This window comes from Paraburkholderia sp. J12 (genome assembly GCF_905220215.1).
In the GTDB taxonomy this organism is placed as follows: Bacteria; Pseudomonadota; Gammaproteobacteria; order Burkholderiales; family Burkholderiaceae; genus Paraburkholderia.
On record NZ_CAJMZC010000011.1, the window covers coordinates 59,454 to 82,497 of the forward strand.

20 protein-coding genes and 2 pseudogenes are annotated in these 23,044 nt (G+C 63.9%); 6 read left to right on the forward strand and 16 right to left on the reverse strand.

Annotated elements, in window-relative coordinates; translation table 11 throughout:
- Nucleotides 1-30: 30 nt before the first annotated feature.
- The 6 genes and pseudogenes from U5760_RS22035 to U5760_RS22060 all read right to left on the reverse strand — a co-directional run.
- Nucleotides 31-924 (reverse strand): annotated as a pseudogene (locus U5760_RS22035) (MFS transporter); the annotation flags it as partial.
- Between the two features lie 289 nt (nt 925-1,213).
- Nucleotides 1,214-2,518, reverse strand: a complete 1,305-nt coding sequence (locus U5760_RS22040; protein WP_322014419.1) for an amidohydrolase family protein — start codon at nt 2,516-2,518, stop codon at nt 1,214-1,216.
- 435 nt (nt 2,519-2,953) lie between these two features.
- On the reverse strand, nt 2,954-3,595 hold the full coding sequence (locus U5760_RS22045; RefSeq protein WP_322014420.1) for a glycoside hydrolase family 19 protein: 642 nt from the start codon (nt 3,593-3,595) through the stop codon (nt 2,954-2,956).
- 75 nt (nt 3,596-3,670) lie between these two features.
- Nucleotides 3,671-4,570 (reverse strand): arabinofuranosidase catalytic domain-containing protein, encoded by a 900-nt coding sequence (locus U5760_RS22050; protein WP_322014421.1) that lies wholly within the window; start codon nt 4,568-4,570, stop codon nt 3,671-3,673.
- On the reverse strand, nt 4,567-5,448 hold the full coding sequence (locus tag U5760_RS22055; protein ID WP_322014422.1) for a hypothetical protein: 882 nt from the start codon (nt 5,446-5,448) through the stop codon (nt 4,567-4,569). Before U5760_RS22055 ends, U5760_RS22050 begins: the two co-directional genes overlap by 4 nt.
- Before the next feature lie 137 nt (nt 5,449-5,585).
- Nucleotides 5,586-5,892, reverse strand: a pseudogene (locus U5760_RS22060) (aldehyde dehydrogenase family protein); the annotation flags it as partial.
- Between the two features lie 280 nt (nt 5,893-6,172).
- Here U5760_RS22060 and ppa point away from each other — a divergent pair.
- Nucleotides 6,173-6,700, forward strand: a complete 528-nt coding sequence (gene ppa, locus U5760_RS22065) for an inorganic diphosphatase (protein ID WP_322014423.1) — start codon at nt 6,173-6,175, stop codon at nt 6,698-6,700.
- A gap of 88 nt (nt 6,701-6,788) precedes the next feature.
- Here the strand turns inward: ppa and U5760_RS22070 are convergent, their stop codons facing one another.
- Nucleotides 6,789-7,130, reverse strand: coding sequence for a GIY-YIG nuclease family protein (locus U5760_RS22070; protein WP_322014424.1), 342 nt, complete (start codon nt 7,128-7,130; stop codon nt 6,789-6,791).
- Nucleotides 7,131-7,168: 38 nt separating this feature from the next.
- On the reverse strand, nt 7,169-8,341 hold the full coding sequence (locus tag U5760_RS22075) for a GNAT family N-acetyltransferase (RefSeq protein WP_322014425.1): 1,173 nt from the start codon (nt 8,339-8,341) through the stop codon (nt 7,169-7,171).
- Between the two features lie 259 nt (nt 8,342-8,600).
- On the opposite strand from U5760_RS22075, the gene U5760_RS22080 reads away from it, so the two are divergent.
- Both U5760_RS22080 and U5760_RS22085 read left to right on the forward strand, forming a co-directional pair.
- Entirely contained in the window at nt 8,601-10,691 is a 2,091-nt protein-coding gene (locus U5760_RS22080) for an NAD(+) synthase (protein WP_322014426.1), read from the forward strand.
- Between the two features lie 84 nt (nt 10,692-10,775).
- Nucleotides 10,776-11,114 (forward strand): P-II family nitrogen regulator, encoded by a 339-nt coding sequence (locus tag U5760_RS22085; RefSeq protein WP_027795598.1) that lies wholly within the window; start codon nt 10,776-10,778, stop codon nt 11,112-11,114.
- A gap of 163 nt (nt 11,115-11,277) precedes the next feature.
- On the opposite strand, the gene U5760_RS22090 is transcribed toward U5760_RS22085, so the two are convergent.
- The 5 genes from U5760_RS22090 to U5760_RS22110 all read right to left on the reverse strand — a co-directional run bounded on the left by U5760_RS22090 (nt 11,278) and on the right by U5760_RS22110 (nt 16,127).
- Nucleotides 11,278-12,429, reverse strand: coding sequence for a porin (locus U5760_RS22090; RefSeq protein WP_322014427.1), 1,152 nt, complete (start codon nt 12,427-12,429; stop codon nt 11,278-11,280).
- Between the two features lie 632 nt (nt 12,430-13,061).
- Entirely contained in the window at nt 13,062-13,844 is a 783-nt protein-coding gene (locus tag U5760_RS22095; RefSeq protein ID WP_322014590.1) for an ABC transporter ATP-binding protein, read from the reverse strand.
- A gap of 20 nt (nt 13,845-13,864) precedes the next feature.
- On the reverse strand, nt 13,865-14,587 hold the full coding sequence (locus tag U5760_RS22100) for an ABC transporter permease (RefSeq protein ID WP_415914154.1): 723 nt from the start codon (nt 14,585-14,587) through the stop codon (nt 13,865-13,867).
- 28 nt (nt 14,588-14,615) lie between these two features.
- On the reverse strand, nt 14,616-15,305 hold the full coding sequence (locus tag U5760_RS22105) for a histidine ABC transporter permease HisQ (protein ID WP_322014428.1): 690 nt from the start codon (nt 15,303-15,305) through the stop codon (nt 14,616-14,618).
- 45 nt (nt 15,306-15,350) lie between these two features.
- The gene (locus U5760_RS22110; protein ID WP_322014429.1) at nt 15,351-16,127 is read right to left on the reverse strand and encodes an ABC transporter substrate-binding protein; all 777 of its coding nucleotides are present in this window, start codon (nt 16,125-16,127) and stop codon (nt 15,351-15,353) included.
- Nucleotides 16,128-16,578: 451 nt separating this feature from the next.
- Between U5760_RS22110 and U5760_RS22115 the strand changes: the two genes are divergently transcribed.
- Nucleotides 16,579-17,277: a pirin family protein gene (locus U5760_RS22115; RefSeq protein ID WP_322014430.1), complete on the forward strand. Its 699-nt coding sequence runs from the start codon at nt 16,579-16,581 to the stop codon at nt 17,275-17,277.
- A gap of 228 nt (nt 17,278-17,505) precedes the next feature.
- Here the strand turns inward: U5760_RS22115 and U5760_RS22120 are convergent, their stop codons facing one another.
- Entirely contained in the window at nt 17,506-18,042 is a 537-nt protein-coding gene (locus U5760_RS22120; protein ID WP_322014431.1) for a periplasmic heavy metal sensor, read from the reverse strand.
- Between the two features lie 238 nt (nt 18,043-18,280).
- On the opposite strand from U5760_RS22120, the gene U5760_RS22125 reads away from it, so the two are divergent.
- Nucleotides 18,281-19,012, forward strand: a complete 732-nt coding sequence (locus U5760_RS22125) for a response regulator (protein ID WP_322014432.1) — start codon at nt 18,281-18,283, stop codon at nt 19,010-19,012.
- Nucleotides 18,996-20,348: an ATP-binding protein gene (locus U5760_RS22130; protein ID WP_322014433.1), complete on the forward strand. Its 1,353-nt coding sequence runs from the start codon at nt 18,996-18,998 to the stop codon at nt 20,346-20,348. The genes U5760_RS22125 and U5760_RS22130 overlap by 17 nt, the downstream gene beginning before the upstream one ends.
- 43 nt (nt 20,349-20,391) lie before the next feature.
- Here the strand turns inward: U5760_RS22130 and U5760_RS22135 are convergent, their stop codons facing one another.
- Both U5760_RS22135 and U5760_RS22140 read right to left on the reverse strand, forming a co-directional pair.
- Entirely contained in the window at nt 20,392-20,658 is a 267-nt protein-coding gene (locus U5760_RS22135) for a hypothetical protein (RefSeq protein ID WP_322014434.1), read from the reverse strand.
- Between the two features lie 177 nt (nt 20,659-20,835).
- Entirely contained in the window at nt 20,836-22,515 is a 1,680-nt protein-coding gene (locus tag U5760_RS22140; RefSeq protein WP_322014435.1) for a diguanylate cyclase, read from the reverse strand.
- Nucleotides 22,516-23,044 lie beyond the last annotated feature (529 nt).

Sequence of the window (23,044 nt, forward strand, 5' to 3'; positions counted from 1 at the left end):
TTGTGCGCAAAGCGAAGCGCAAGCGGCGTTTCAGCGGTTCACGAGCTTGGCAGGCGCCGAAAGCGCAAGCAATCCGCCGAGGATCATGAACGCGGCGAGCATATACATCCCCGAATCGTTGGCGGCCGTCGCCTGCTTGAGCCAGCCCACGGCATACGGGCTCAGGAAACCCGCAAGATTGCCGATCGAGTTGATGAGTGCGATGCCCGCCGCCGCACCGGTGCCCGCGAGCCATGCCGTGGGCAGGCTCCAGAAGAGCGGCAGGGTGGTGAGGATGCCGATGGTCGCGAGCGTGAGCGCGGCCATGGCGAGCGTCGTGTCGTGCGCCCACGCCACCGAAAGCACGAGGCCGAGCGCGCCCACGGCCGCCGGAACCGCGATGTGCCAGCGCCGCTCGCGCGCGCGGTCGGCGCTCTTCGCCACCAGCACCATGCCGATCACGGCGGCGGCGAACGGTATCGCCGAAAGCAGGCCGATGGTGAGCGCGTCCTTCACGCCCGTGGCCTTGATGAGAGTGGGCAACCAGAAGCTCACGCCGTAGAGCCCCATCACGAACGAGAAGTAGGTGAGGCTCATCACCAGCACGCGCGGGCTCGAGAACACCGCGCGCAGGGGCGGGTCTTCCTTGGTGGCGTTTTCGGCGGCGATATTGCGTTCGAGCAGCGCGCGCTCTTCCTCGCCGAGCCACTTCGCGTTGCCGATGCGGTCGTCGAGCACGAGAAACACCAGCACGCCCACCATCACCGAGGGGACGCCTTCGAGCAGGAAGAGCCACTGCCAGCCCTGCCAGCCGTTCAGCCCGTCGAAGGACTTGAGTATCCAGCCCGAGACCGGGCCGCCCACCACGCCCGAAATGGCGATGGCGGTCATGAACCACGTCGTCATGCGCCCACGCCGGTGCGCCGGATACCAGTAGGTGAGGTGCCGCTTGCTGCCAAGTTTGTCCCGGGTGGGGGCAGACCAGTTTTCTCGCCCGGAGGCTTCGCTCGCTACATCAATGCAGGCATGGCCCCAATCGATCTTGTCGTGTTCGCGCAGACGGCGCGACATCGCCCGATGCAGTCTGTCCGGCACGCCTTCCCAAGGAATACCTGCTTGCTGGACGGATGCCATTCAGCGTTGCACCGTCGCCCATCGAACGGCGGTGGCCGTCTTTGGGCGACGGTGCAACGCTGGGTTATCACACAACTACTTAGCGCCTGCAAACCTGGCGTTATTTAGTGATAGGCGTAGTGAGATCCCATACATTATCATTTGCGTGTTCTGATTCCCACCCCCGCACTTTTTCTCTGGCTTGGGTGAAAATCGCCCGATAGTTGTCGTAGTCCAGAGATTCCGAAAATTTCAACGTAGATTTGAATTTATCCATTCGATGGACATCGTTATCGTATTGACTCGGCGTCATTAGCGAACCAAGCTCAACCTCCTTCTTGTCGAAATCGAATTTATTTCTGGAATAAATCACATCGTCGGAGCCCCAAAGTACCCGGTCATGGTATTTGTTCAAAAATTCCCTCCATTCTTCCGTGGAAGGCATGCCGGGCTTGGGGTCGAGAATATAGTCTTGAACCAGATCCCAAGAAATGTCCGTATACCAGTCTGGACATGCATCAAGAATACGGGAAACAATCTGCAAATGATCGGATTGTGGTTCTACAAAGCGTCCAAGGCCGGTGTGTGCCCAAATAATTTTAGTTCCTTTCACACGACTGCATAAATCAATCAGACCTTTTTCGTAAGATTTGTCTGGGTGGCGAGCTTTGAGTTCTCCATCATGACTCACCTCCACCAGGTAGATGTCGTTATGTAGCATTGCAACCAGCCCAATATCGCCGGCCTCCTTTAAAAGCCGAGTTAGAGAATCAGCATACAAGGACACGGTGTCGCTCTGACTGTATACGTCCGGTGGAAGGGCAACAGTGGGGGCTTTCGTGTCAGTAATTGCATCGCCAGCCAATTTGTCCGACACAATTTCCTTATGAATGGTGAATTCCCCAATGCCATCGAAGGCGCCTGGGTAGGTCAATACCGCGCGCTTGATGTGCTGAGCCGCGTAGACATCCATTGGATTAAATCCGGTAATCATCAGATCGAGCTTAAACTGATCGTCTTTGCTCAGTGCCAAGTATTGCTTTGCATACATGGCGTCGATAAATGAATAGTAATAAAGATCGGCCTTCGGGCCGATATAGTAATTTGGGCCAGCGGTAATGCCCTTTGATTTAATGTCAATCTGATAGTTTTCGAAACTGTCCCATCTTTGCTGCAAAGGGAGAGGCATGATAACGGAACGAGTAACCGGACGAAGCCCTTGGGTTTTGTCCATGTATTCGTCAATAAATTGCTTTAGATGTATCCCTTGCATGGCATAATTTGAAGCATGAAAGTGCACATCAGCCAATGGCAGTACAATTTCTCTTTCCGCCGTCGGATTTGTTGCTGTCGTTGTGCACCCCGTTGACATGAAAAGCGCAGCAAGAAGTGATAGCAATGAAGTAAGTCTCAATTTTCTAATCATATTTATAGTCCAGTTTATAATTTCAATTTGACCGTCGCGAAATAATATTCCGCAGAATGTTAATCCAATATTTGACCTAGGAAATTTCATTCTCGCGAGTCGATTAATTTAAATCTACCTGTCAAATTTGATAGGTCATTCTCGACTACCGGTTTAATTAATTTGAGATAATATAAATATTTGATTTTATTGAAATATTTGGCCGGGCATTGTAGCGATGTTGCTGGTAGATTTGGCCTTCCAGTTTGTCTTTTGCAACATTTAACAAATTTGACGAAATAAGAATTGCCAACACAAGTCACTCACGATGCGTGAGTAAATTGCGGCAGAGGCTAGGGAGAGCAATGCAGTATGAATGCTGAGACAACGCTCGAAGCCAATACGCAATTGTCGTGGCTTCATGGTTGCGTTGTGTGAAGCACACTAAACAGTCCCTCATGCAAGTCCCAGCGTTTCCTTCGCACTCACCCAGTACGTTTCGCGTTTCGCCTGCTGGTTCATGGCGGGGCCGTTGATAATGCGCGTGGTTTTCGCGAAATCGCCCGAATCAGCCGCTTCATTGCAACCGTGCGATGTCCAGAACCAGTTGGCGGAGCGCGCCGCGAGCGTGTCGTCAGTCGCCAGCAGATCGGGATTGGCGATGAGATCGACGCCAAGCGCACGACCGCACGCGAGGTAGTTGTCGAAGAAGGTGATCTGTTTCAAATCCCGGCCGCGATAGCGCCAGCCGTCGCCACTCCAGGCGTCACCGTTGCCGTAGCGGCCTCCATAGGCCAGGTTGGCAATCTCCTGCTGACGGGCGGCTGGCACAGTCGTTTCGTCGGGATGTCTGCCAAGATACTCCCGCAACGACGCCGGGATACGCGAAAAGATTGCGAGCGCGGCGGGTGCGTAGTCGAACGATTCGACCAGTTGTGTAAAGCCTCCTGATTCATGCCGTATCTGTGCAATGAATGCGGCCTGTCGTGCTGGCGTCGAAATGCTGAATTCTTGCATTGCCGCCGACACGGGCGCGAACCATCGCGCAGCGAGCGCATCGGAAAGCGCGGCGGCGCGCTGGAATGTTTCGCGGTCCATGCAATGCACTACGGGGGATGAGAGCGTCAGGGCGGATGCGGGGCTTTGCAGGCGTTTACGCGTTGAAGCAAGTCTTCAGGGCGTGCCCCAATAGATACGCTGGTCTGCCGTCAGGGCTGCCTGATCGGCTGGCGGCAGCGTCGTTGCAAAGACCACGGCTTCAGCGTAATTGGTCTGGCTGTTGCGTGACGTGCCGAGTCCGCCGATCTGCAAGCTGTCCGATCCGTTCGCCCCCACGGTGCCGGAACTTGTCCTACCACTCCAGATGCCAAGACTGGACGCACCGTTAAAGGATTCGACCATCACGCCGGTCGAACCCGTAGCGAGACCCGTTGCGGCGGCAAAGCCGTTTCCCAGACCGGTACCGGGCGGGTCGTAGACGTACATGCTCAGTGCGCTGGCCGAGGTCTGGTAAAGCTCGGTCGGATTGCCGGTGTGGCTGCTCATGAGCACGGGATTGCTGTTTGCGGGGCTGAGGCCGCCTGGCAGTCCGAATACGGAAACGCGGGTAAATGGCTGGGCGAACGTCAGTGAGGCAACCGGCACATCGACTGCGCCGGAAACCAGCGTCTGGCCGTTCTGTCCTGCGTTGCCGCCGTTCGTCGCGACTACCGGGCGGACGCCCGTGGGCAGGAGACTCAACTGAACGCCGTCATTGATGATCTGCGGCTGAAGTACCGTCTGCGTCTGTTTGAGATGCGATGCGCCTGGCATCTGGTCGTACCACTTCGTAACGTAGCCGTTTGCATTGCCGACAAACGTGAGTAGCGCGTTGGTGTTCAGTTCACCCGACGCGGTAAAGCCGATATCCTGCGTCGAATTGTCAGAGTCGCGCCGCACATTCAGGCACGGTCCCCCGTAGCCACCACGAAGGCGGCGCATGCTCCACGCGCCCGCCGCTGTGGTTGCGAGTGCATGGAGTATGCCGTTGTACTTCGGCGCGCAACAGAGCAGCCGTTTTGCGAGCCTGGTCATTGATCTTGTGCCGCGATGAAAGCGCAAAAGGTCGCGCCGCCGTCCTGCGTGTAAAAAACGCATGTGTCCAGTTTGCCGGCTACGCCCGACAACATAGGAGCCGAGCCGCTTGGCCGCTTCACGTTGGTGGGGCACGCAAGCGCGCAGCCCGCGCCGCCATTGCTCACGACGAGCAGAAATGCGCCGAGTACCCCGGTCGGGGGCGGGTTGGCAATCGAAAGCGTGGTGGTTATGCCTGCCGCGACCAGCAGGTTAAAGAGAATTTCGGGCGCGCCCTGCGAGAGTGGCGTGAGGTCGAGCGCGACGTTTTCCGCCGCCGCCAGGTCGATAATGGTTGTCAGTGTGGCGATTGCCGACAGTGTGCCATCGGCCGCTATCGAGGTTCCCGGCCCGGCGATGACGCCGCCTAATGAGCTGGTCGTCGCTGGGGGTAACGTAAATTCCGGTGGAATGACTGGCGTGTTGCTCAGGTCATCATAGTTGCCACTGGTCGCGACCGGCGCAAGGCCAGGCAGACCCGCCAGGTCTGCGTACTGTCCAGACGTGGCAACCGCGGCGAGATCGGGCAGGCCCAGCAGGTCGTCGTATTTGCCACTCGTCGCGACCGTTGCGAGTTGTCCCATGATGGTCTGCGTCGTCTGAGCAAACGTGTTCGCGAGTACGGCGGCCAGCTGGTTGACCTGGGTGTATTCGGGAGTGCCGCCGAGAGCGGTAATCACATTGCGCAACTCTTCGGAAACGGCGTAATACCACCATTCGCCCTGCACTGTGCCATTGATGCCCGCAGCGGGATTGCCGTTTGCCGGATAGCCGCCTGCATTGCTCGCGGGCACGGCAGGGGCATCTGGCACAGCGCCCGATTGCCAGTAACGGTCCATGTCAGGTGTGTAAGCCGAATGCGGATCTGTCAGTCAACGTCAGATCAAATCACAAGCCCTACAGGAGCCGCAGTGGACCCGAGGCACCCAAAGAATGGGCTCTACTCTGGGCCCACCTCGGGATCAAAACTTAGCGGCGGCTCGCGCACGGTCAAGACGGTGTAGCCCGCCTGGTAGGGGAGCGTTTCGCCGTGGAGCTTGTCGGCGGCGCCCGCGTAGAACTCGAAGTACCCGCCGAGCGCGGCCGCGCTCGGCGGCGGCGAGGGCGCCCCAGGCACCTTCGAAAGCGCGGCGCGCGGCCCGCACGGCGCGGTCGACGTCGGCGGCACCGCCGCGGGCGATCCGGGCGAACGCCTCGCCATCGGAGGGGTCGATCACGGCGATCGTCTCGCCGCCTGCCGGCGCGCACCACGCGCCGTCGATGAAATGCTTCGCTTCGTCCATGCCTGCGCCTCGCCGAAAAGGAAAACGCAAAACGGGAAACGTCGCTGGACCGGGCCGCCGCGCGGGGGCGCGGGCCGGGTCAGCCGGGTCATTATCGCGCTATTCGCAGCGCGCTACACCGGTTTGGCCGGGGCCGCAGCGCAGGCCGGCGCGTCCGATTGGCTATAATGGCGCCATCCTCTAACGTCCGGTTTCCGCGCCGGTGCGCCTTGCCCGCAGGGCGCGCACGAGGCAGGTTGCGCGCGGATTCGCCGGTTTTCCCTTTGAACTGAGAGCGCCCATGAGCTTCGCAAACGTCCCCGCCGGCAAGGATCTGCCGCAAGACTTCAACGTGATCATCGAGATCCCCGCGCAAAGCGACCCGGTGAAGTACGAAGCCGACAAGGATCTGGGTCTGCTCGTCGTCGACCGCTTCGTCGGCACGGGCATGCGCTATCCGGTCAACTACGGCTTCATCCCGCAGACGCTTTCCGGCGACGGCGACCCCGTCGACGTGCTCGTGATCACGCCGTTCCCGCTGCTGGCCGGCTCCGTGGTGCGTTCGCGCGCGCTCGGCATGCTGCAGATGACCGACGAGTCGGGCGTCGATGCCAAGCTGATCGCCGTGCCGCACGACAAGGTTTGCCCGATGACGGCCAACATCAAGTCGCTGGACGACGTGCCCGAGTACCTGAAGGACCAGATCAAGCACTTCTTCGAGAACTACAAGGCGCTCGAAAAGGGCAAGTGGGTCAAGATCGAGGGCTGGGTGGGCATCGACGCCGCGCACAAGGAAATCACCGACGGCGTCGCGAACTTCAAGAAGTAAGCCGCTTGCCGTGCTTTGCGCGCTCAGGCGCGTGTAGCGCGGAGCCGCCATCGAAGCCGCACGGGCCGCACAGGCCGTGCGGCTTTTTTCATGGGGCGTCAGACGCCGTGGGCGTGTCGCCTGCGTCGGCTTCGGTTTCGGTTTCGGTCTCAGCCACGGGCGCGGGCAACACCGATTCGAGCGTGCGCGCCCCCGCCGCAAGCGCGCGCTTCTCCTGCGGCTTGAGCCGCTTCACCCAGTACTCGGCACGCGACGCTTCCGCCCGGCCGGCCAGCTCGAACGACGCCAGCACCTGCACCGGCTTGCGCGAGCGCGTGTAGCGCGCGCCCATGCCGTTCGCGTGTTGCTCGAAGCGTGCGGCGACGTCGACCGCAATGCCCGTATAGACGCTGCCATCGTCGCATTCGAGCAGGTAGAGGAACCACGGCATAAGGCGTTTTTCGGGCGAGGGCGGGGGTGTGGAGTCGGTCACGAGCGAAACGGATTGTGCTCGTTCAGTTCGTGAACGTAGGCATGAATGTGGTTGGTTTCGCTTTCGAGGAAGCGCGCCACCGCGTCGGCGAACGCGGGATGCGCGAGCCAGTGCGCCGAGCGCGTGACGGTGGGCATGAAGCCGCGCGCCATCTTGTGCTCGCCCTGCGCGCCGCCTTCGAACACCGCCAGCCCCTCTTCGATGCAGAACTCCAGCGGCTGATAGTACGCGGCCTCGAAATGCAGGCACGGCACGTGTTCGAGCGCGCCCCAGTAGCGTCCGTACAGTGTCCCGCCCGTACCGTTCTCCCCGCGCTGATAGACGACGAGCGAACTCGCGATCGGCTTGCCCTCGTATTCGGCGATCACGAGCAGGAGGTTCTCCGGCATCGACGCGCCGATCATGCGGAAAAAGTCGAGGTTCAGGTAAGGCGTCGAGAAATGTTCGCGGTAGGTTTGCCGGTAGCAGCGGCTGAAGAAACGCCAGTCTTCGTCGCGGATGTCTTCGCCGCGCACGCGCCGCATCGTCACGCCCGCATCGCGCACCTTGCGCCGCTCCGCGCGGATGTTCTTGCGTTTTTTCTGCTCGAGCGTCGAAAGGAAGTCTTCGAAGTCGCGGTAGCCGTCGTTGAGCCAGTGAAACTGCACGCCCTCGCGCTGCATCATGCCGAGGCCGGTCAGCGCGTCCGCGTCTTCTCCGGTGGGGAACAGCACGTGCAGGGACGAGACGTCCGCCTGCTCCGCGAACGCGAGGAGCGTCGCGGCCAGGTGGCGGCGCGCGGTTTCATCGGCGCAGATCAGGCGCGTGCCTTGCACCGGCGTGAACGGCACCGCGCACAGGAGCTTCGGGTAGTACTCGAGGCCGTTGCGCTTGTAGGCGTCGGCCCAGGCCCAGTCGAACACGTATTCGCCGTACGAGTGTCCCTTCAGGTACACGGGCGCGGCCGCCGCGAGGCGCCCCGTGCGCGTGTCGGTGAGGGTGACGAACTGCGGGGCCCAGCCCGCATCGGGCGTGGCGCAGCGCGTGGCGTGCAGCGCCGAGAGGAATTCGTGGCGTAAAAAGGGCGTGGGCTGCCCCTGGCGCGCGAGCAGCGCGTTCCATTCGGCTGCGTCCACCTCGGCCGGTGAGCCGAGTATGCCCGTGCGATAATTGAAATGTTCCTGTTTCAACTTGCGTGCCTGTCCGATTAGGCTTGCGCCGCGACATAGTCTGATTCGAGCCTGCCTTGCCCGGGCGTCGGCAAGCGTCGGCCGGGTAATGTGTGGCAAACCCATGCGGCGAACCCGTATGGCAGACCTGCGGCAAACGGTCATGGTAAAGCAAACGCCCGGAACGGGTGAGGGCGTGAGGGCCGCCGCGTCGCGCGAGCGCAGGCAGGCGGTCCGCTATCGACTTCAGGCCGCGCGGCGTGCCTCCAGGGTTATCGAAATGAAAGAGCGCTTCTTCAATCTCTACACGCACGGCTTCGCGCGCGTGGCCGTGGGTGTGCCGCGCTGCCGCGTTGCCGATCCGGTCTTCAACGCGAGCGAGACGCTCGAGCTCGCCCGCGAGGCCGCCGAAAAGGGCGCCGCACTCGTGGCGTTTCCCGAGCTGGGTCTTTCCGCTTACACCTGCGACGATCTCTTCCACCAGCAGGCGCTGCTCGACGCGTGCGAGTGCGCCCTGCAGACGCTCGTCGCCGAGTCGGCCGCGCTGCCGCTCGCGATGATCGTCGGCTTGCCGGTGCGCGTAGGGCAGACGCTTTTCAACTGTGCCGCGGTGGTAGCGGGCGGGCGCATCGCGGGCGTGGTGCCGAAGAGTTATCTGCCGAACTACGGCGAGTTCTACGAGCCGCGCCAGTTCAGCGCCGCCGATTGCGCGCGCACCGACACGGTGCGCCTTGCCGGAGAGGACGTGCCGTTCGGCGCCTCGCTTCTCTTCGACGTGCCGGCGGTTGCGGGCCTGCGTTTTCACGTGGAAATCTGCGAGGACGTGTGGGTGCCGATTCCGCCGTCGTCGTTCGCGGCGCTCGCGGGTGCGTCGGTGCTCGTCAACCTTTCGGCGTCGAACGTGGTGGTGGGCAAGGCCGGCTACCGGCATCAACTCGTTTCGCAGCAGTCGGCGCGGTGCCTCGCCGCCTATCTGTACACCTCGGCGGGCAGGGGTGAATCGACGACCGACATGGCCTGGGACGGCCAGGCGCTCGTGTACGAGAACGGCGAGCTGCTCGCGCAGTCGGCGCGGTTTCCCGACGACTCGCAGCTCATCGTCGCCGATGTCGATCTCCAGCGCCTCGCGCAGGAGCGCATTCGCCAGACCACCTTCGGCGACTCGATTCGCCGCCATCACGACGAGATCGCGCAGTTTCGCGTGATTCGCTGCGAGGTGCCGCAGCACGGCGCGTGGGACGCGCCCGAACTGCCGCTCGCGCGTCGCGTCGAACGCTTCCCGTACGTGCCGGCCGATCCGAAGCGCCGCGACGAGCGCTGCAACGAGGTCTACAACATTCAGGTGCAGGCGCTCGTGCAGCGGCTGTCGCAGGCGGGCATCAAGAAGGTGGTGATCGGCGTGTCGGGCGGGCTCGATTCCACCCACGCGCTGCTGGTGTGCGCGAAGGCGATGGACCGGCTCGGCCTGCCGCGCGCGAATATCCTGGCGTACACCATGCCGGGCTTCGCGACGAGCGAGCGCACGCTGCGCCAGGCGCGTCAGTTGATGGAACTCGTCGGCTGCACGGCGAAGGAAATCGACATTCGCAAGAGCTGCATGCAGATGCTCGAAGACCTCGGTCATCCGTACTCCGAAGGCAAGGAAAGCTACGACATCACCTTCGAGAACGTGCAGGCCGGCGAGCGCACGAATCACCTGTTCCGCCTCGCGAACTTCAACCACGCGATCGTGATCGGCACGGGCGATCTGTCCGAGCTGGCGCTCGGCTGGTGCACCTACGGCGTGGGCGATCACATGTCGCACTACAACGTGAATGCGAGCGTGCCCAAGACGCTCATCACGCACCTCGTGCGCTGGGTGGCGGAAACCGGGCAGATCGGCGAGAGTGGCTCGGACGTGCTCGAGGCGATTCTCGACACCGACATCAGCCCCGAGCTGATTCCCGGCAAGGCCAACGGCGCGCCTGAGCAGAAAACCGAGAGCGTGATCGGGCCGTACGAGTTGCAGGACTTCAATCTTTACTACACGCTGCGCTTTGGCTTCACGCCCGCGAAGGTCGCCTTTCTCGCGCAGCACGCCTGGGGCGACCGGGAGAAGGGCGCCTGGCCGGAGAACGCGAAAGTCGCGCGCAACCAGTACGATCTCGCGGCGATCAAGCGTAATCTGCGCATTTTCCTCGACCGATTCTTCCGCCAGAGCCAGTTCAAGCGCACCTGCATTCCGAATGCGCCGAAGGTGGGTTCGGGCGGCTCGCTCTCGCCGCGCGGCGACTGGCGCGCGCCGAGCGATTCCGAATCCACGGTATGGCTCGCGGATCTGGAGCAGGTGCCGGACACGGCCAATCCGCCTCAAGGCAAGGCCGCACCGTGAGCGCAGCGTAGAATCCTGCTTACACCCTGCTTATTGCTTTCGATTTTTCGACAGACACCCACCCGATACGAGACGAGGTCCGCCATGAAACGCATTACTGCCGTCATCAAACCGTTCAAGCTCGACGAAGTGCGCGAAGCGCTCGCCGAAGTCGGCCTGACGGGCCTGACCGTCACCGAGGTCAAAGGCTTCGGCCGCCAGAAGGGGCACACCGAGCTGTATCGCGGTGCCGAATACGTGGTCGATTTTCTGCCCAAAGTGAAGATCGAAGTGGTGGTGGCGAACGACCAGGCCGATCAGGTGATCGACGCGATCATCGGCGCGGCGCGCACCGGCAAGATCGGCGACGGCAAGATCTTCGTGACCGACGTCGAGCGCGTGATCCGCATCCGCACCGGCGAAGAGAACGAGGCGGCGGTCTGACGCGCCCAGTCGGAAAACCGTTGCACCAAAAGAAACGGGCCGCTTGAGCGGCCCGCGTCGAGAATAAAAAACGGTGCGGATACCCTTTCGGACACCGCACCGATACGCGCCTCTCGCAGCAGCGTGAAAACGTCGATGTAACTGTTCTTTCTAGACCCGTCGATTAGAACGAGTGCTGGATGCCGCCGTACACGCCCGTCTGGCTGTGGCCAATCAGCGGGTTGCCGGTTGCAGCCGACGTGCCGGAATTGTTGGCGTTCAGGCCGTAGTTCGCGGTCTTGCTGTTCTGCACGGTCGCGACCTGGAAGTCGAGCAGGGTACGCTTGGACAGGTTGTACGAACCGCCGATCGTATAGAGCGTTGCGTTACCCGCGCCGTTGTTGCCGTTCACGTGGTAGACCGCTGCGATCAGGGCTGCTGCCGGCGTGGCTTGCCACGTCACACCACCCCATTCGTGGTCGAGCGTGCTCGGTTCGCCGATCGCGAGACCGCTCATGCCCGACGAACGGACCGCTTCGTAGCCGCCCTGGATCTTGAACTGACCCAGGAACACGTTGATCATCGCCATGTAGTCGCGACCGAACGCGTAGACGCCCTGGCCGACGTTGCCCGAGTTGACCGCGTTGTACGTGCCGCCGAGCGTGCCGTTTGCCGGGTTGCGGATTTCGTCGTACAGGCCGCGGATCTGGAACAGCGAGCTCGTATAGGTCAACTGGAGACCGTCTTCACGACCTTGAGCGCCGGAAGCCGTGCTGTCACCGTTCCAGCTCGTCTGGTTCGACAGCGAGTACTGGCCGTACACGTCGAAGCCATACCACTTCGGCGACTGGTACGACACGTTGTTGCTCGACTGCGGCCAGTTACGACCACGCACGAGCGACGCCGACGACCAGTTCGACTGACCGAACGGGTCGAAGTCCCAAATGCCGTTCGAGATGAACAGTTCGCGGCCGAGCAGCAGCGTACCGTAGTTGTCGTTGGCCATACCGACGGTTGCCCAGCGATTCCAGATCGAGCCGGCCGAGCCGAGCGAACCGGTTGCCGTGCTGAAGCTGCCTTCCAACTGGAAGAGAACCTTATTGCCGCCGCCGATGTCTTCGACACCCTTCAAGCCCCACAGGCTGGTGCCCCAGTAGCCGCTTTCGAGCAGCACCTGGCTCTTGCCTGCGGTGGCGGCGCCGGTGCCGCCGCCAGTTCCGACGCCGTTCATGTACGCCACACCAGCGTCAAGGCGGCCATAGAGCGTCACGCTGCTTTGCGCATGCGCGACCACCCCAGCCGACATCAGTGCTGCGGCGAGCAAAGCTTTCTTCATCTTCTCCTCCATACCCTGTCAAAGAGTCAACCTAAGTACTGCGAAAGACGTCCGCGCGTGTGAGGGCGCAACGAACAGAAATCGTAGTCGCGTGAGGGAGCTACTACCCTGGGGCCCGAGGCGCCGGCTGCGATGCAGCGCGACAACCTGTTCGAGTAGTCTTGCGGGTCCCCTGGTTGACTGGCATCTCCCGTTCTTTTTGAAGTGAAACTACTTTTAATGCACTTTGTTTTGCTACTTTGGTTACTAATTTAGCAAAAAAGGGCGGCGGTGGCGAACGAAATCGTCGGCGTGCCGGGGTGTGTCGTCAAATTGCAATATGCCGCTGCCAGGGGAGGTCCCGAGTCTCTCAAAAAGGAGGCGTAAAGCCTTGTCGGACAAGGGACTCACGTTTGCTGCGGGGCGATCTTCAGGATTGCCACTATTGACGGAGAAAAACCTCAGGAGTAAGGCGAAAACGGCCTTTGAGGCACCGAAAAAGTGGGATCGAAGGCAGCTTTGGAAGAAAAAAGAAAAGGCGCTGAAAGCGCCTTGAAAAACTACATTTACTACATGGCCCGGCGGACGTCGTTGCCGCGCAACGCCTGGCCTTCAGCCCGCGAGTCCAGGCCCGAGACTGTCTTCCAGGCCGCTTATTTGAGGCTCCCCGAAATGAACTGCCGCAGCCGTTCGCTCTTCGGATTGCCAAAGACTTCGGCCGGCTGGCCTTCTTCTTCCACGCGTCCCTGGTGCAGGAACATCACATGATTGGAGACGTTGCGCGCGAAACCCATTTCGTGCGTGACGACGATCATGGTGCGGCCTTCCTCGGCGAGCTTTTGCATCACCTTGAGCACTTCGCCCACCAGTTCGGGGTCGAGCGCCGAGGTCGGTTCGTCGAAGAGCATCACATCCGGGTGCATGGCGAGCGCGCGTGCAATCGCCACCCGCTGCTGCTGGCCGCCCGAGAGGTGCGAGGGATACTGTTTCTCCACGCGCGGCGCGAGCCCCACTTTCTCGAGGTATTCGCGTGCGCGCTCTTCGGCTTCGCGGCGCGCAATGCCCAGCACGTGCACGGGCGCCTCGATCACGTTCTCCAGCACCGTCATGTGCGTCCACAGATTGAAGTGCTGGAACACCATGGCGAGCTTCGTGCGCACGCGCTGGAGCTGCTTCGGGTCGGCCACCTGCAGCGCGCCGGTGCGGCTGTCGGCGCGGGTGCGCACTTCCTCGCCGTCCACGAAGATGCGCCCCGCGTTGGGCTGCTCGAGGAAGTTGATGCAGCGCAGCATCGTGCTCTTGCCCGAACCGGACGAGCCGATCACGCTGATCACATCGCCGGCATTCGCTTGCAGCGAAACGCCCTTGAGCACTTCATGGTCGCCGTATTGCTTGTGCAGGGCATCGACGAAAAGCTTTTGCTTCTGGGAATTCATCTGGGTCATGGGTAGCGGGCTCACTTGCCAAGCGGCCGCAGGTACGCGAGCCAGCGGCGCTCGGCCTGGCGGAAGAGCCACACGAGCGTGAACGAAATGCTCAGATAGAGCAGGGCGGCGATGCCGAACGCGGTGAAGGTCTGGTAGGTCGCCGAATTGACGTCGCGCGCGATCTTGAGGATGTCCGGCACGGTGGCCGTGAAGGCCACTGTCGTTGCGTGCAGCATCAGGATGACTTCATTGCTGTAGTAGGGCAGCGCGCGGCGCAGCGCCGAAGGCAGGATCACGCGCCGGTAGAGCGTGAACGGCGACATGCCGTACGCGCGCGCCGCTTCGATCTCGCCGTAGGGCGTGGCCCTGATTGCGCCCGCGAAGATCTCGGTGGTGTATGCGCAGGTATTGAGCGTGAACGCGAGCAGCGTGCAGTTCATGCCGCTGCGGAAGAATGCGGCGGTCAGCTCGTGGTTGCGGATGATGTCGAGGCTGTAGAGGCCCGTGTAGCAGAGCAGCAGTTGCACGTAGAGCGGCGTGCCGCGAAAGATATAGGTGTAGAGCCACACGAGGCCGGAGAGCCACTTCTTCTTCGAGACGCGCGCCACGGCGAGCGGCACCGAGAGGCAGAAGCCGAGTCCGATCGATACCACCAGCAGCCAGAGCGTGATGGCGACGCCGGTGAAGTGATAGCCGTCGGTGTACAGATAGCTTTGCCAGTACTGCTGGACAAGCTGGATCAGGTCTTGCATGTTGTTCGCCTTGTTGTTCCGGATCCGCTTACAGGTCCGCGCGGCGCACGCCGGTGGAGTAGCGCTTGTCGAGGTACATCAGCACGAAGTTCGAAACCGTGGTGATGCCGAGGTAGATCGCGCCCGCGAGCAGCGTGAAGAAGAAAAAGCGCAGCGTGCCCTTGCCGGCGTCCTGGCTTGCCTTGACCACGTCGGCGAGGCCGATGATCGAGACGAGCGCCGTCGATTTCACGAGCACCTGCCAGTTGTTGCCGATGCCCGGCAGCGCAAAGCGCATCATCTGCGGGAACATGATGCGGCGGAACACCTGCCAGTTCGTCATGCCGTAGGCGTGGCCGGCTTCGAGCTGGCCGCGCGGCACCGCGAGAAAGGCGCCGCGGAAGGTTTCCGTGAAGTAGGCGCCGTAGATGAAGCCGAGCACGATCACCCCGGCGATGAACGGGTCGATGTCGATCTGGTCCCAGCCCAGCAGGTCGGTGAGGTCGTTCAGCCAGATCTGCAGGCTGTAGAAGAGCAGCAGCATCAGCACGAGGTCCGGCACGCCGCGGATCAGCGTGGTGTACACGGTGCCCGCGCCATGGGCGACGCGGTTCTTCGAGAGTTTCGCCGCCGCGCCGATGAGCCCCAGCAGGAACGAGAGCACGAGCGAGAGCACCGAGAGCTTGACGGTCTGCCAGGTGCCGGCGAGGATCAGCGGGCCGTAGCCTTGAAGAAACATGGGTGGGTCCTTGACGGGGCGCGCGCCGCGCACCTTGATCGGATGCTACTTGCCTGTATAGATATTGAAATCGAAGTACTGCTTCGCGATCCGGTCGAACGTGCCGTCCTTGTGGATCGAGGCCAGCGCCGCGTTGAATTGCGCCTTGAGATCCGTGTCTTCCTTGCGCAGGCCGATCGCCGTGCCGTCGCCGATCGTCTTCGGATCCTGCACGGCCGGGCCGGCCCAGGCGTAACCCTTGCCGCGCGGCGTCTTCAGGAAGCCGAAGTCGGCCTGGACCTCGTCTTGCAGCGTGGCGTCGAGCCGGCCCGACATCAGGTCCTGATACACCTGGTCCTGGTTCTGGTACGACACCACGTTCACGCCCTTGCCCGCCCAGTGCGCCTTCGCGTAGGCCTCCTGGGTCGAGCCCTGCTCGACGCCCACGTTCTTGCCCTTGAGCGATTCCGGGCTGGGCAGGAGCGGCGAGCCGGCCTTCGCGAGCATGCGCGCGGGGGCGTCGAACATCTTGTCGGAGTAGTCGATCTGCTGGCGGCGCGGGTCGGTGACGCTGAGCGACGAGACGATCGCGTCGAACTTGCGGGCCTTCAGCGCCGGGATGATGCCGTCGAGATCGTTCTGGACCCAGACGCACTTGACGTTCATGCGCGCGCACAGCGCTTTCGCGAGGTCCACGTCGAAACCGACGATCTGCCCGTTCTGTGCGACCGACTCGAACGGCGGGTAGCTGGCGTCCACGCCGATGCGAACGGTCTTCCACTCCTTGGCGGCGGCGCTGCCGGCGACGAGCGCGAGCGCCGCACACACTGCGAACTTCTTCATCTTTCTCCTGATACGGACGGCGCGTGGCGTGCCTCGCCAGGCTGCCCGCGAGGTCGTCAGGCGGGTCTGCAAGGCGCTGCCGCCGCGCGGCCTGCCGGCCGTGGGGCCGGTCGCCGCCATTCTAGGCGATCAAAAATGCGGGTCGGACGGGCTGCGTCGGCTTATCGGAACGGTCCGCGCCCGGTACGCACCGGTACGGGGACGGCTCGCGGGACGCGCTGGCCGAAAAGCGCGGTATTTTACCCGAAGCCGGGGGGTATGCCAGTTTATTGGGCAGGAATGTCAACGCGGACGCGAGGCTCGAGCCACGGCGCGGGAACTTGCCGCGAACGCCGGTGGCGCGGGCGTTCATTGACGTTGCCAGCGAAACGATCCGGTGCACCGGCGCCGATTGTGGTTCGAGGGCTTCGCCCTTACCTTCGGGTATCGCAACGAAACACGGGAGATTGCCATGCTTGCCATTCGCCGCTCCGACGAACGGGGTCACGCCAGCCACGGCTGGCTCGATTCGTACCACAGCTTTTCCTTCGCCGATTACCACGACTCCGAGCACGTCCACTATGGCGCGCTGCGGGTGCTCAACGACGACCGCATCGCCGGCGGCCAGGGGTTCGGCGCCCACGGCCATCGCGACATGGAAATCGTGACCTATGTGCTCTCGGGCGGCCTTGCGCACCGCGACAGCATGGGCAACGGCTCGACCATCCGCCCGGGCGACGTGCAGCGCATGAGCGCCGGCACCGGGGTGATGCACAGCGAGTTCAACGCGTCGCGCGAGGAGGAGGCCCATCTGCTGCAGATCTGGTTGCTGCCGCGCGAGCGAGGCGGGGCGCCGGGTTATGAGGAAAAGCGTTTCGCCGACGAGGACAAGCGCGGCCGGCTGCGCGTGGTGGCCTCGCCCGACGGGCGCGACGGCTCGGTGACGGTGCAGTCCGACGCGTCGATCTACGCGGCGCTGATCGACGGCGACGAGCGCGCGGAGTACGCGGTGCCGGCCGGCCGGCGCGTGTACGTGCACGTGGCGCGCGGCGCGCTGGAGGTGAACGGGGAGCGCCTCGAAGCCGGCGATGCGGCCATGATCGAGGCCGAGGCGGCCGTGACGCTCGCGAACGGCGAGAAGGCCGAAGTGCTGTTGTTCGACCTGGCCTGATCTTGTTCGCTGGTGCCCACTTGCGCTTGCCTTTGCCTGGCCGTGCCTGGGCAGAGAAGGGGCAGCGAAGCGGGCACGCAAAGAAAAAGCGCCGCGGGTCTCCCCGCGGCGCTTCGTCATGGTACGGCTGCACTGCCGGTCCAGCGAGCCGCACCACCGGTCCGGCATGTTCTGCCGGCCGGTTTCCTGCCGTCCCGGGCGGCGCGCCCGCCGCCCGGGATCCGGCACTTACTGCGCTGCGGCCGGTGCCGACGCGGCGCCGTGATGCTCCCAGTGCTGGCGCATCTTTTCGCGGCGCTGTTCCATCTTCGCGAAGTGCTCCTTGAGCGCCGTGCTGACCGTGGTCTTCTGCTGGTCGTTCAGGCCGTTGTAGAACGCGAGCCAGGCCTGGGCGTTCTGCTCGCGCAACTGGGCGCCTTGCTGCTCGGCCTGCTGGCGCGCCGCGTGCAGCGCGTTCATGTCGAGGATCGGCTGGTTCTTCTGCGCTTCGAACTGCTGCTTGAGCTGTTCGTGGATCTTGCGCATCTGCTCGTGGTTCTGCTTCATCGTGTCGAGCGCGGCTTGCCACTGCTTTTCCTGATCGGCGTTCAGGTTCAGCTTGTCGTGCAGCTTCTTGAAGCCCATCATGAAATCGCCGTGGTGCATGGCGTGCATGCCCGGGCCGCCGGGACCGCCGGGGGGCGGCGTCTGGGCGTGGGCGGCGCCCATGGTGAGCGCGAGCGAGGCGGCAGCAATCGCGAGAATGCGCGAGGTTTTCTTGTACATGGTGATGCTCCTGACAAATCCGTGAAGGGTTTTATCCGGTGAGGCGCGGCGCTCCCTAACAAGTGCTGCTGTTGCCGCATCCGGTGTCCCTAGCGTATCGGTCGATCCCGTCGGGCGTGTTACGCGGCGAGCCGGTGTCATTACGCGACATTACTCGCGCCTTTCGTCGTAACACCCCGTAACCCAAACTACCCCACCGTAAGGAAAGGGTCCCGGCGCGCGCGTTAAACTTCGTCCCATGGCTACTCAAATTCTTGTCGTCGACGACGACCTCGAACTCCGTGACCTCCTGCGCGACTATCTGGCGCGCCAGGGCATGGAAGTGTCCGTGCTGCACGACGCCGGCTCGCTGGAGCGGCGGCTGGAGCGCGAGCGCCCCGACCTGATCGTGCTCGACCTGATGATGCCGGGCGTGGACGGGCTCACGGCGCTGCGCAAGCTGCGCGCGTCCGGCGACGACATTCCGGTCATCATGCTCACCGCCCGTGCGGACGACGTGGACCGCATCGTCGGCCTCGAGCTCGGCGCCGACGACTATCTCGGCAAGCCGTTCAACCCGCGCGAGCTGCTCGCGCGCGTGCAGGCCGTGCTGCGCCGCCGCCGCACGGTGCCGTCGGCCGCCGCGCCCGAGCAGCGCGAGCCGTTTTCGTTTGGCCGCTTCACGCTCGACTTCCAGTCGCGCACGCTGCAGCAGGAAGGCAAGCCCATCATGCTGTCGGGCAGCGAATTCGCCCTCCTGAAGATTTTCGTCAACCACCCCATGCGCACGCTCACGCGCGAGCGCCTGCTCGAGCTGCTGCACGGTCCCGAATACGACGGCACCGACCGCGGCATCGACGTTCAGGTGTGGCGTCTGCGGCGCATTCTCGAATCCGATCCGTCCACCCCGCGTTTCATCCAGACGGTGCGCGGGCGCGGTTATGTGTTCGTGCCGGACGGAGAGCAGGCCAACCATGCGCCAGCCGGTTGATTCGCTGTTCGGGCGCCTCGCGGTGCTGTTCGTGGGCGTCCTGCTGCTCTCGCACGTGGCCTGGTTCGCGCTGATGCGTCTCGAGCGCAGCCAGATGCAAACGCGCTATGCAGTGGAAGAGGCGGCATTCCTCGTCGATGCCGTGCGTCAGCACGTGGAGCGCACGCCCGACCAGCCGTTGCCCTCGCGCGTGCAGCTCGTCGATCCGGCGAGCGCCTCGGTGCCGCCCGACAGCGCCGATATTCCCGAGCCGCTGCGCCGCTTCATCGACGACGTGCGCGAGCGCATGCCGCCCGGCACCGACGTGCGCATCGGCCCGCTGTTCCGGCCGCCTACGCTGTGGGTGAAGGGTCCGCAAGATGCGCGCTGGATCGTGGTGCCCGTGCAGCCGCTGCGGCCCATGCGGCCCACGATCGACCGGATGGTTCCGTGGCTGCTGATCATTTTCTCGGCGGCGGTGATTGCGGCGCTGGTGGCGGCGTGGACGCTGCAAAAACCGCTGAGCCTGCTTGCCCAGGCCGTGGCGCGCTTCGGGCGCGGCGAGCCGGTGCCGCCGCTGCGCGAGCGCGGGCCGCGCGAGCTGCGCCTGCTCACGCGTGGCTTCAACCAGATGGTGACGGAGGTGGAGCGCAACGATCACGACCGCGCCGTGATGCTGGCCGGCGTCGCGCACGACCTGAAGACGCCGCTCGCGCGCCTGCGCCTGCGCGCGGAAATGATGGACGAGGCCAAGGCGCGCGACGGCGTGGTGCGCGACGTGGACTCCATGGCCCATATCGTCGATCAATTCCTTGTGTTCGCGCACGACGGCGCGGACCGCAGCGAGCCGGTCGAAGTGGACGAGCAATGCGAGCGCATCGTGCGCAACTACCGGACGATGAGCGCGATGCGGACGCTCGGTTCGACGGGCCAGGCCGCCGAAGGCCCGGCGATCCAGATGCGGCTCAACGCCGGCAGCGATTTCCGTCTGCCTGCCGCCACGCTCGATCGCGTGGTGTCGAACCTGCTGGACAACGCGCATGCGTACGGCGCGCCGCCCGTGGTCATCGAAACGGAGCGCAGCCCCGAAAGCTACACGCTGACCGTGCGCGATCACGGCAAGGGCATCGCCACCCAGGACCTCACGCGCGCGAGCCGGCCCTTCGTGCGGCTCGACCCGGCCCGTGGCGGCAACGGGCATAGCGGCCTCGGCCTCGCAATCGTCGAGCGCCTCGTGCGGCGCGTGGGCGGCGAATTGCAGATCGGCAATGGCGAGGGCGGTGGTCTCGCCGTACGGATGACGTTCCCGGTGGAAGTGGTGCAGCGCACGATCGCCGAAGCGGCGCACGCCTGGTGACGCGCCGCACCCCTAACTAAGAGGCGCGGGCAAGACTCCGGCGTTACGCGGAGAAGAGCGTGTCGAGCGCGGCGGCGGCTTCGCTGTCCACGGTGTTGTAGGTGACGCTGCCGGCTTCGAAGATATAGTGCGTCGTGTACTTCCCGAGACGCGCCAGGATCTCCTCCTGGATCAGTTCGGGGGCCGCCTCGAGCTTCAGATACCACGTCGTCGAGGACAGGCGCGTCTGGAACGCGCCGTACTCGACCATCAACTGGTCGAACGCGTGAGCATCCTGATCGCGGCAGACGATGACCAGATTTCCCTTCATGCATACCTCCGGATTGAGCGAAACGGCGCGGTGCGCGCGTTTCTACGCTTCAAGGGCGCGCGCCATGTTGCAGCGCGGGCGTTTGTCCGATGATACCGCCTGGCGGCTGATTCATTGGGCGGCCGATTGCGGGTCGGGTGTCGCGTCGTGCCGCGCGCCCCGGGCCGGCGGGCCCGGCTACCAGGTCTCGGCCGTGGCGCGCGGCGGCACGGCGCCGTCGGCGGGCATGGACTCGCAGCGGTCGCGGCCGCCCGCCTTGGCCATGTAGAGCGCGAGGTCGGCGCGGCTCATCAGCCGCTCGGGCTGATCCTGCGAAGCCGCCAGTTCCGTAATACCGATGCTCACGCTCAGGTTCGATCCGGCGGGCAGTTCGGCACAGCCATTCGCCTTTACCTTCAGACGCAGCCGTTCGATCACCTCGCGGCCGGTCGAGAGCGAGGTGGCGGGCAGCAGGATGCCGAACTCCTCGCCGCCGAGGCGCCCGACCGCGTCGTCGGCACGCAGCTCGGCCCGGCAGGTCTCCACGAAATGCTTCAGCGCCCGGTCGCCGGCCGGGTGGCCGAAGCGGTCGTTGATCTGCTTGAAGTAGTCGAGATCGGCGATGGCCATGCACAGGGTCGTGCCGCTCGCGTAGGCGCGGTCGATCTCGCGGCGCAGCAGGTCGAGGAAGTAGCGCCGCGAGAGGGCGCCCGTCAGCGCGTCCACGCGGGCTTCGGCGGCCAGCAGCGCGTTGGCGGACTGCAACTGCCCGGCGAGATCGCGGCTTGCGCGATGCAGCCGCCGCTCGCGCACCCACGACACTGAGATCACCGCTGCGAGCGCCGCCGTGCCCGTGAGCGTGAGAAAAATGAGGAAGCGGTCGCGCTGCCGGTTCGCGAGCAGTTCGGGCCAGGCGTTGACGGGATCGACGAGGTGCGCCGAGAGCCCCGAATTGAGTCCGCCGCGCCATTCGTAGATCGCGGGCGCGCGCTGGCCGGGCAGCTCGACCATCTGCGAGGCTTCCTCGCGCGGCATCCACGGCGCGTCCTTGAGCGCATTGGCTTCGGCCGAGCGCAGCGAGATTTCGGAGAAGCGCTCGCGCAGATAAGTGTTCACGCGGTCCACGGCGTTCATGTCTTCGACGCGGGAGCCCGGCAACGCAAGGCCTTCGAGCGCACTGTCGTGCGACATGATGACGACGCCGTTGCCGTCCGAGACGAAGGTGCCCGGATGCGTGACCCAGTGGCGCAGCCGCGAGATGCTGACCTTGGCCACCACGGCGCCGACCAGCAGGCCGTCGTCGTAGGCGGGGGCGGCCACGAAGATGCCGGGCTCGCCGCTGGACATGCCCACGCCATAGGCTTCGGAGAAGGCGCCGAGCAGGGTGTCGCTCAGATAAGCGCGCGTGCGCATGTCCACGCCCACATAGGAGAGCTTGTCGAGCGCGTTGCTCGAGGCGACGCAGATGCCGTTGGCGTTGACGAGCCAGATGGCGTCGAGGCCGGAGAAGCCCTGGGCGTCGTGCAGGAAGCGGTCCACGCTCAGGAGCGCGGGAATGCTCTGCAGCTCGGTGCGCCGCTCCAGCTCCGTCGACTGGGGTGACGCGGCGTAGCGTGCCGACTCGGTGAGCGCCTGCTGGACCACGCGCGTCTCGGCCATCGTGGCGGGGATCGCGCGCGACATCGAGAGGTCGCTCGCGATCACCTCGGCCATGTTGTCCACGACGGAGCGCGACATCTGGCGCTGCACGGTGAGCGCCGTATCGAGCTCCTGACGGACCATGCGGTCGGCAAGGAGCCCCGCCGCGGCCCAGCAGACGATCACCACGGCCATCACCCCGAGGGGGCCGGCTGTCTGACGCAAGAGTCTCCTGTTCATCGGCCTTGGGTGTGGTGGATGGGCGTGGGTTCGCGCCGGGGCGGGGCCGGCAGGCGCCGCGAGGCGCGCAACGATTTTACCCCTCGAAAACCGTACTGCGATCCCCCGTTGAGTGGGCGAGCCGGCACTTCGCGCCATGTTGGGGCGCCGCGCGAGGGCGGGCTCGCCGGGGTTGTGGTGCGCGCGCGACGCCGGGGTGCGGGCAGCCCCGCGCGCGCATTTGTACGACTATGGGTTGACCCTGGGCGGGCAGCGCTCGCACACGGCGGCGGCCGGGCAAGGTTGTGCCTGTCACAAAGGTTGTAGTAGTGTCGTGCCGTTCAAATCAAGGCAAACCGGACCGATGGCCCACGAATCCTGGTTTTTTGCCGCAGCCCTCTCACGCGGCGGCCCGGCCGCCGACGCCTGATCAACGCCAACGAGTCTTTGTACCCATGCGCCTTGCCTTTCCCCACGTGTCCTCGCTGGACCGTGCGCCCGAATTCGATGGCCTGGATGCCAGCTGCATAATGGCCAGCCGCATAACGGC

Excerpts from the sequence above, each read along its gene's own strand:
- U5760_RS22040 (WP_322014419.1), bottom strand. The coding sequence starts at position 2,518 with ATGATTAGAAAATTGAGACTTACTTCATTGCTATCACTTCTTGCTGCG.
- U5760_RS22045 (WP_322014420.1), bottom strand. The coding sequence starts at position 3,595 with ATGGACCGCGAAACATTCCAGCGCGCCGCCGCGCTTTCCGATGCGCTC.
- U5760_RS22050 (WP_322014421.1), bottom strand. The coding sequence starts at position 4,570 with ATGACCAGGCTCGCAAAACGGCTGCTCTGTTGCGCGCCGAAGTACAAC.
- U5760_RS22055 (WP_322014422.1), bottom strand. The coding sequence starts at position 5,448 with ATGGACCGTTACTGGCAATCGGGCGCTGTGCCAGATGCCCCTGCCGTG.
- ppa (WP_322014423.1), top strand. The coding sequence starts at position 6,173 with ATGAGCTTCGCAAACGTCCCCGCCGGCAAGGATCTGCCGCAAGACTTC.
- U5760_RS22070 (WP_322014424.1), bottom strand. The coding sequence starts at position 7,130 with ATGCCGTGGTTCCTCTACCTGCTCGAATGCGACGATGGCAGCGTCTAT.
- U5760_RS22080 (WP_322014426.1), top strand. The coding sequence starts at position 8,601 with ATGAAAGAGCGCTTCTTCAATCTCTACACGCACGGCTTCGCGCGCGTG.
- U5760_RS22085 (WP_027795598.1), top strand. The coding sequence starts at position 10,776 with ATGAAACGCATTACTGCCGTCATCAAACCGTTCAAGCTCGACGAAGTG.
- U5760_RS22090 (WP_322014427.1), bottom strand. The coding sequence starts at position 12,429 with ATGAAGAAAGCTTTGCTCGCCGCAGCACTGATGTCGGCTGGGGTGGTC.
- U5760_RS22095 (WP_322014590.1), bottom strand. The coding sequence starts at position 13,844 with ATGAATTCCCAGAAGCAAAAGCTTTTCGTCGATGCCCTGCACAAGCAA.
- U5760_RS22100 (WP_415914154.1), bottom strand. The coding sequence starts at position 14,587 with ATGCAAGACCTGATCCAGCTTGTCCAGCAGTACTGGCAAAGCTATCTG.
- U5760_RS22105 (WP_322014428.1), bottom strand. The coding sequence starts at position 15,305 with ATGTTTCTTCAAGGCTACGGCCCGCTGATCCTCGCCGGCACCTGGCAG.
- U5760_RS22110 (WP_322014429.1), bottom strand. The coding sequence starts at position 16,127 with ATGAAGAAGTTCGCAGTGTGTGCGGCGCTCGCGCTCGTCGCCGGCAGC.
- U5760_RS22115 (WP_322014430.1), top strand. The coding sequence starts at position 16,579 with ATGCTTGCCATTCGCCGCTCCGACGAACGGGGTCACGCCAGCCACGGC.
- U5760_RS22120 (WP_322014431.1), bottom strand. The coding sequence starts at position 18,042 with ATGTACAAGAAAACCTCGCGCATTCTCGCGATTGCTGCCGCCTCGCTC.
- U5760_RS22125 (WP_322014432.1), top strand. The coding sequence starts at position 18,281 with ATGGCTACTCAAATTCTTGTCGTCGACGACGACCTCGAACTCCGTGAC.
- U5760_RS22130 (WP_322014433.1), top strand. The coding sequence starts at position 18,996 with ATGCGCCAGCCGGTTGATTCGCTGTTCGGGCGCCTCGCGGTGCTGTTC.
- U5760_RS22135 (WP_322014434.1), bottom strand. The coding sequence starts at position 20,658 with ATGAAGGGAAATCTGGTCATCGTCTGCCGCGATCAGGATGCTCACGCG.
- U5760_RS22140 (WP_322014435.1), bottom strand. The coding sequence starts at position 22,515 with ATGAACAGGAGACTCTTGCGTCAGACAGCCGGCCCCCTCGGGGTGATG.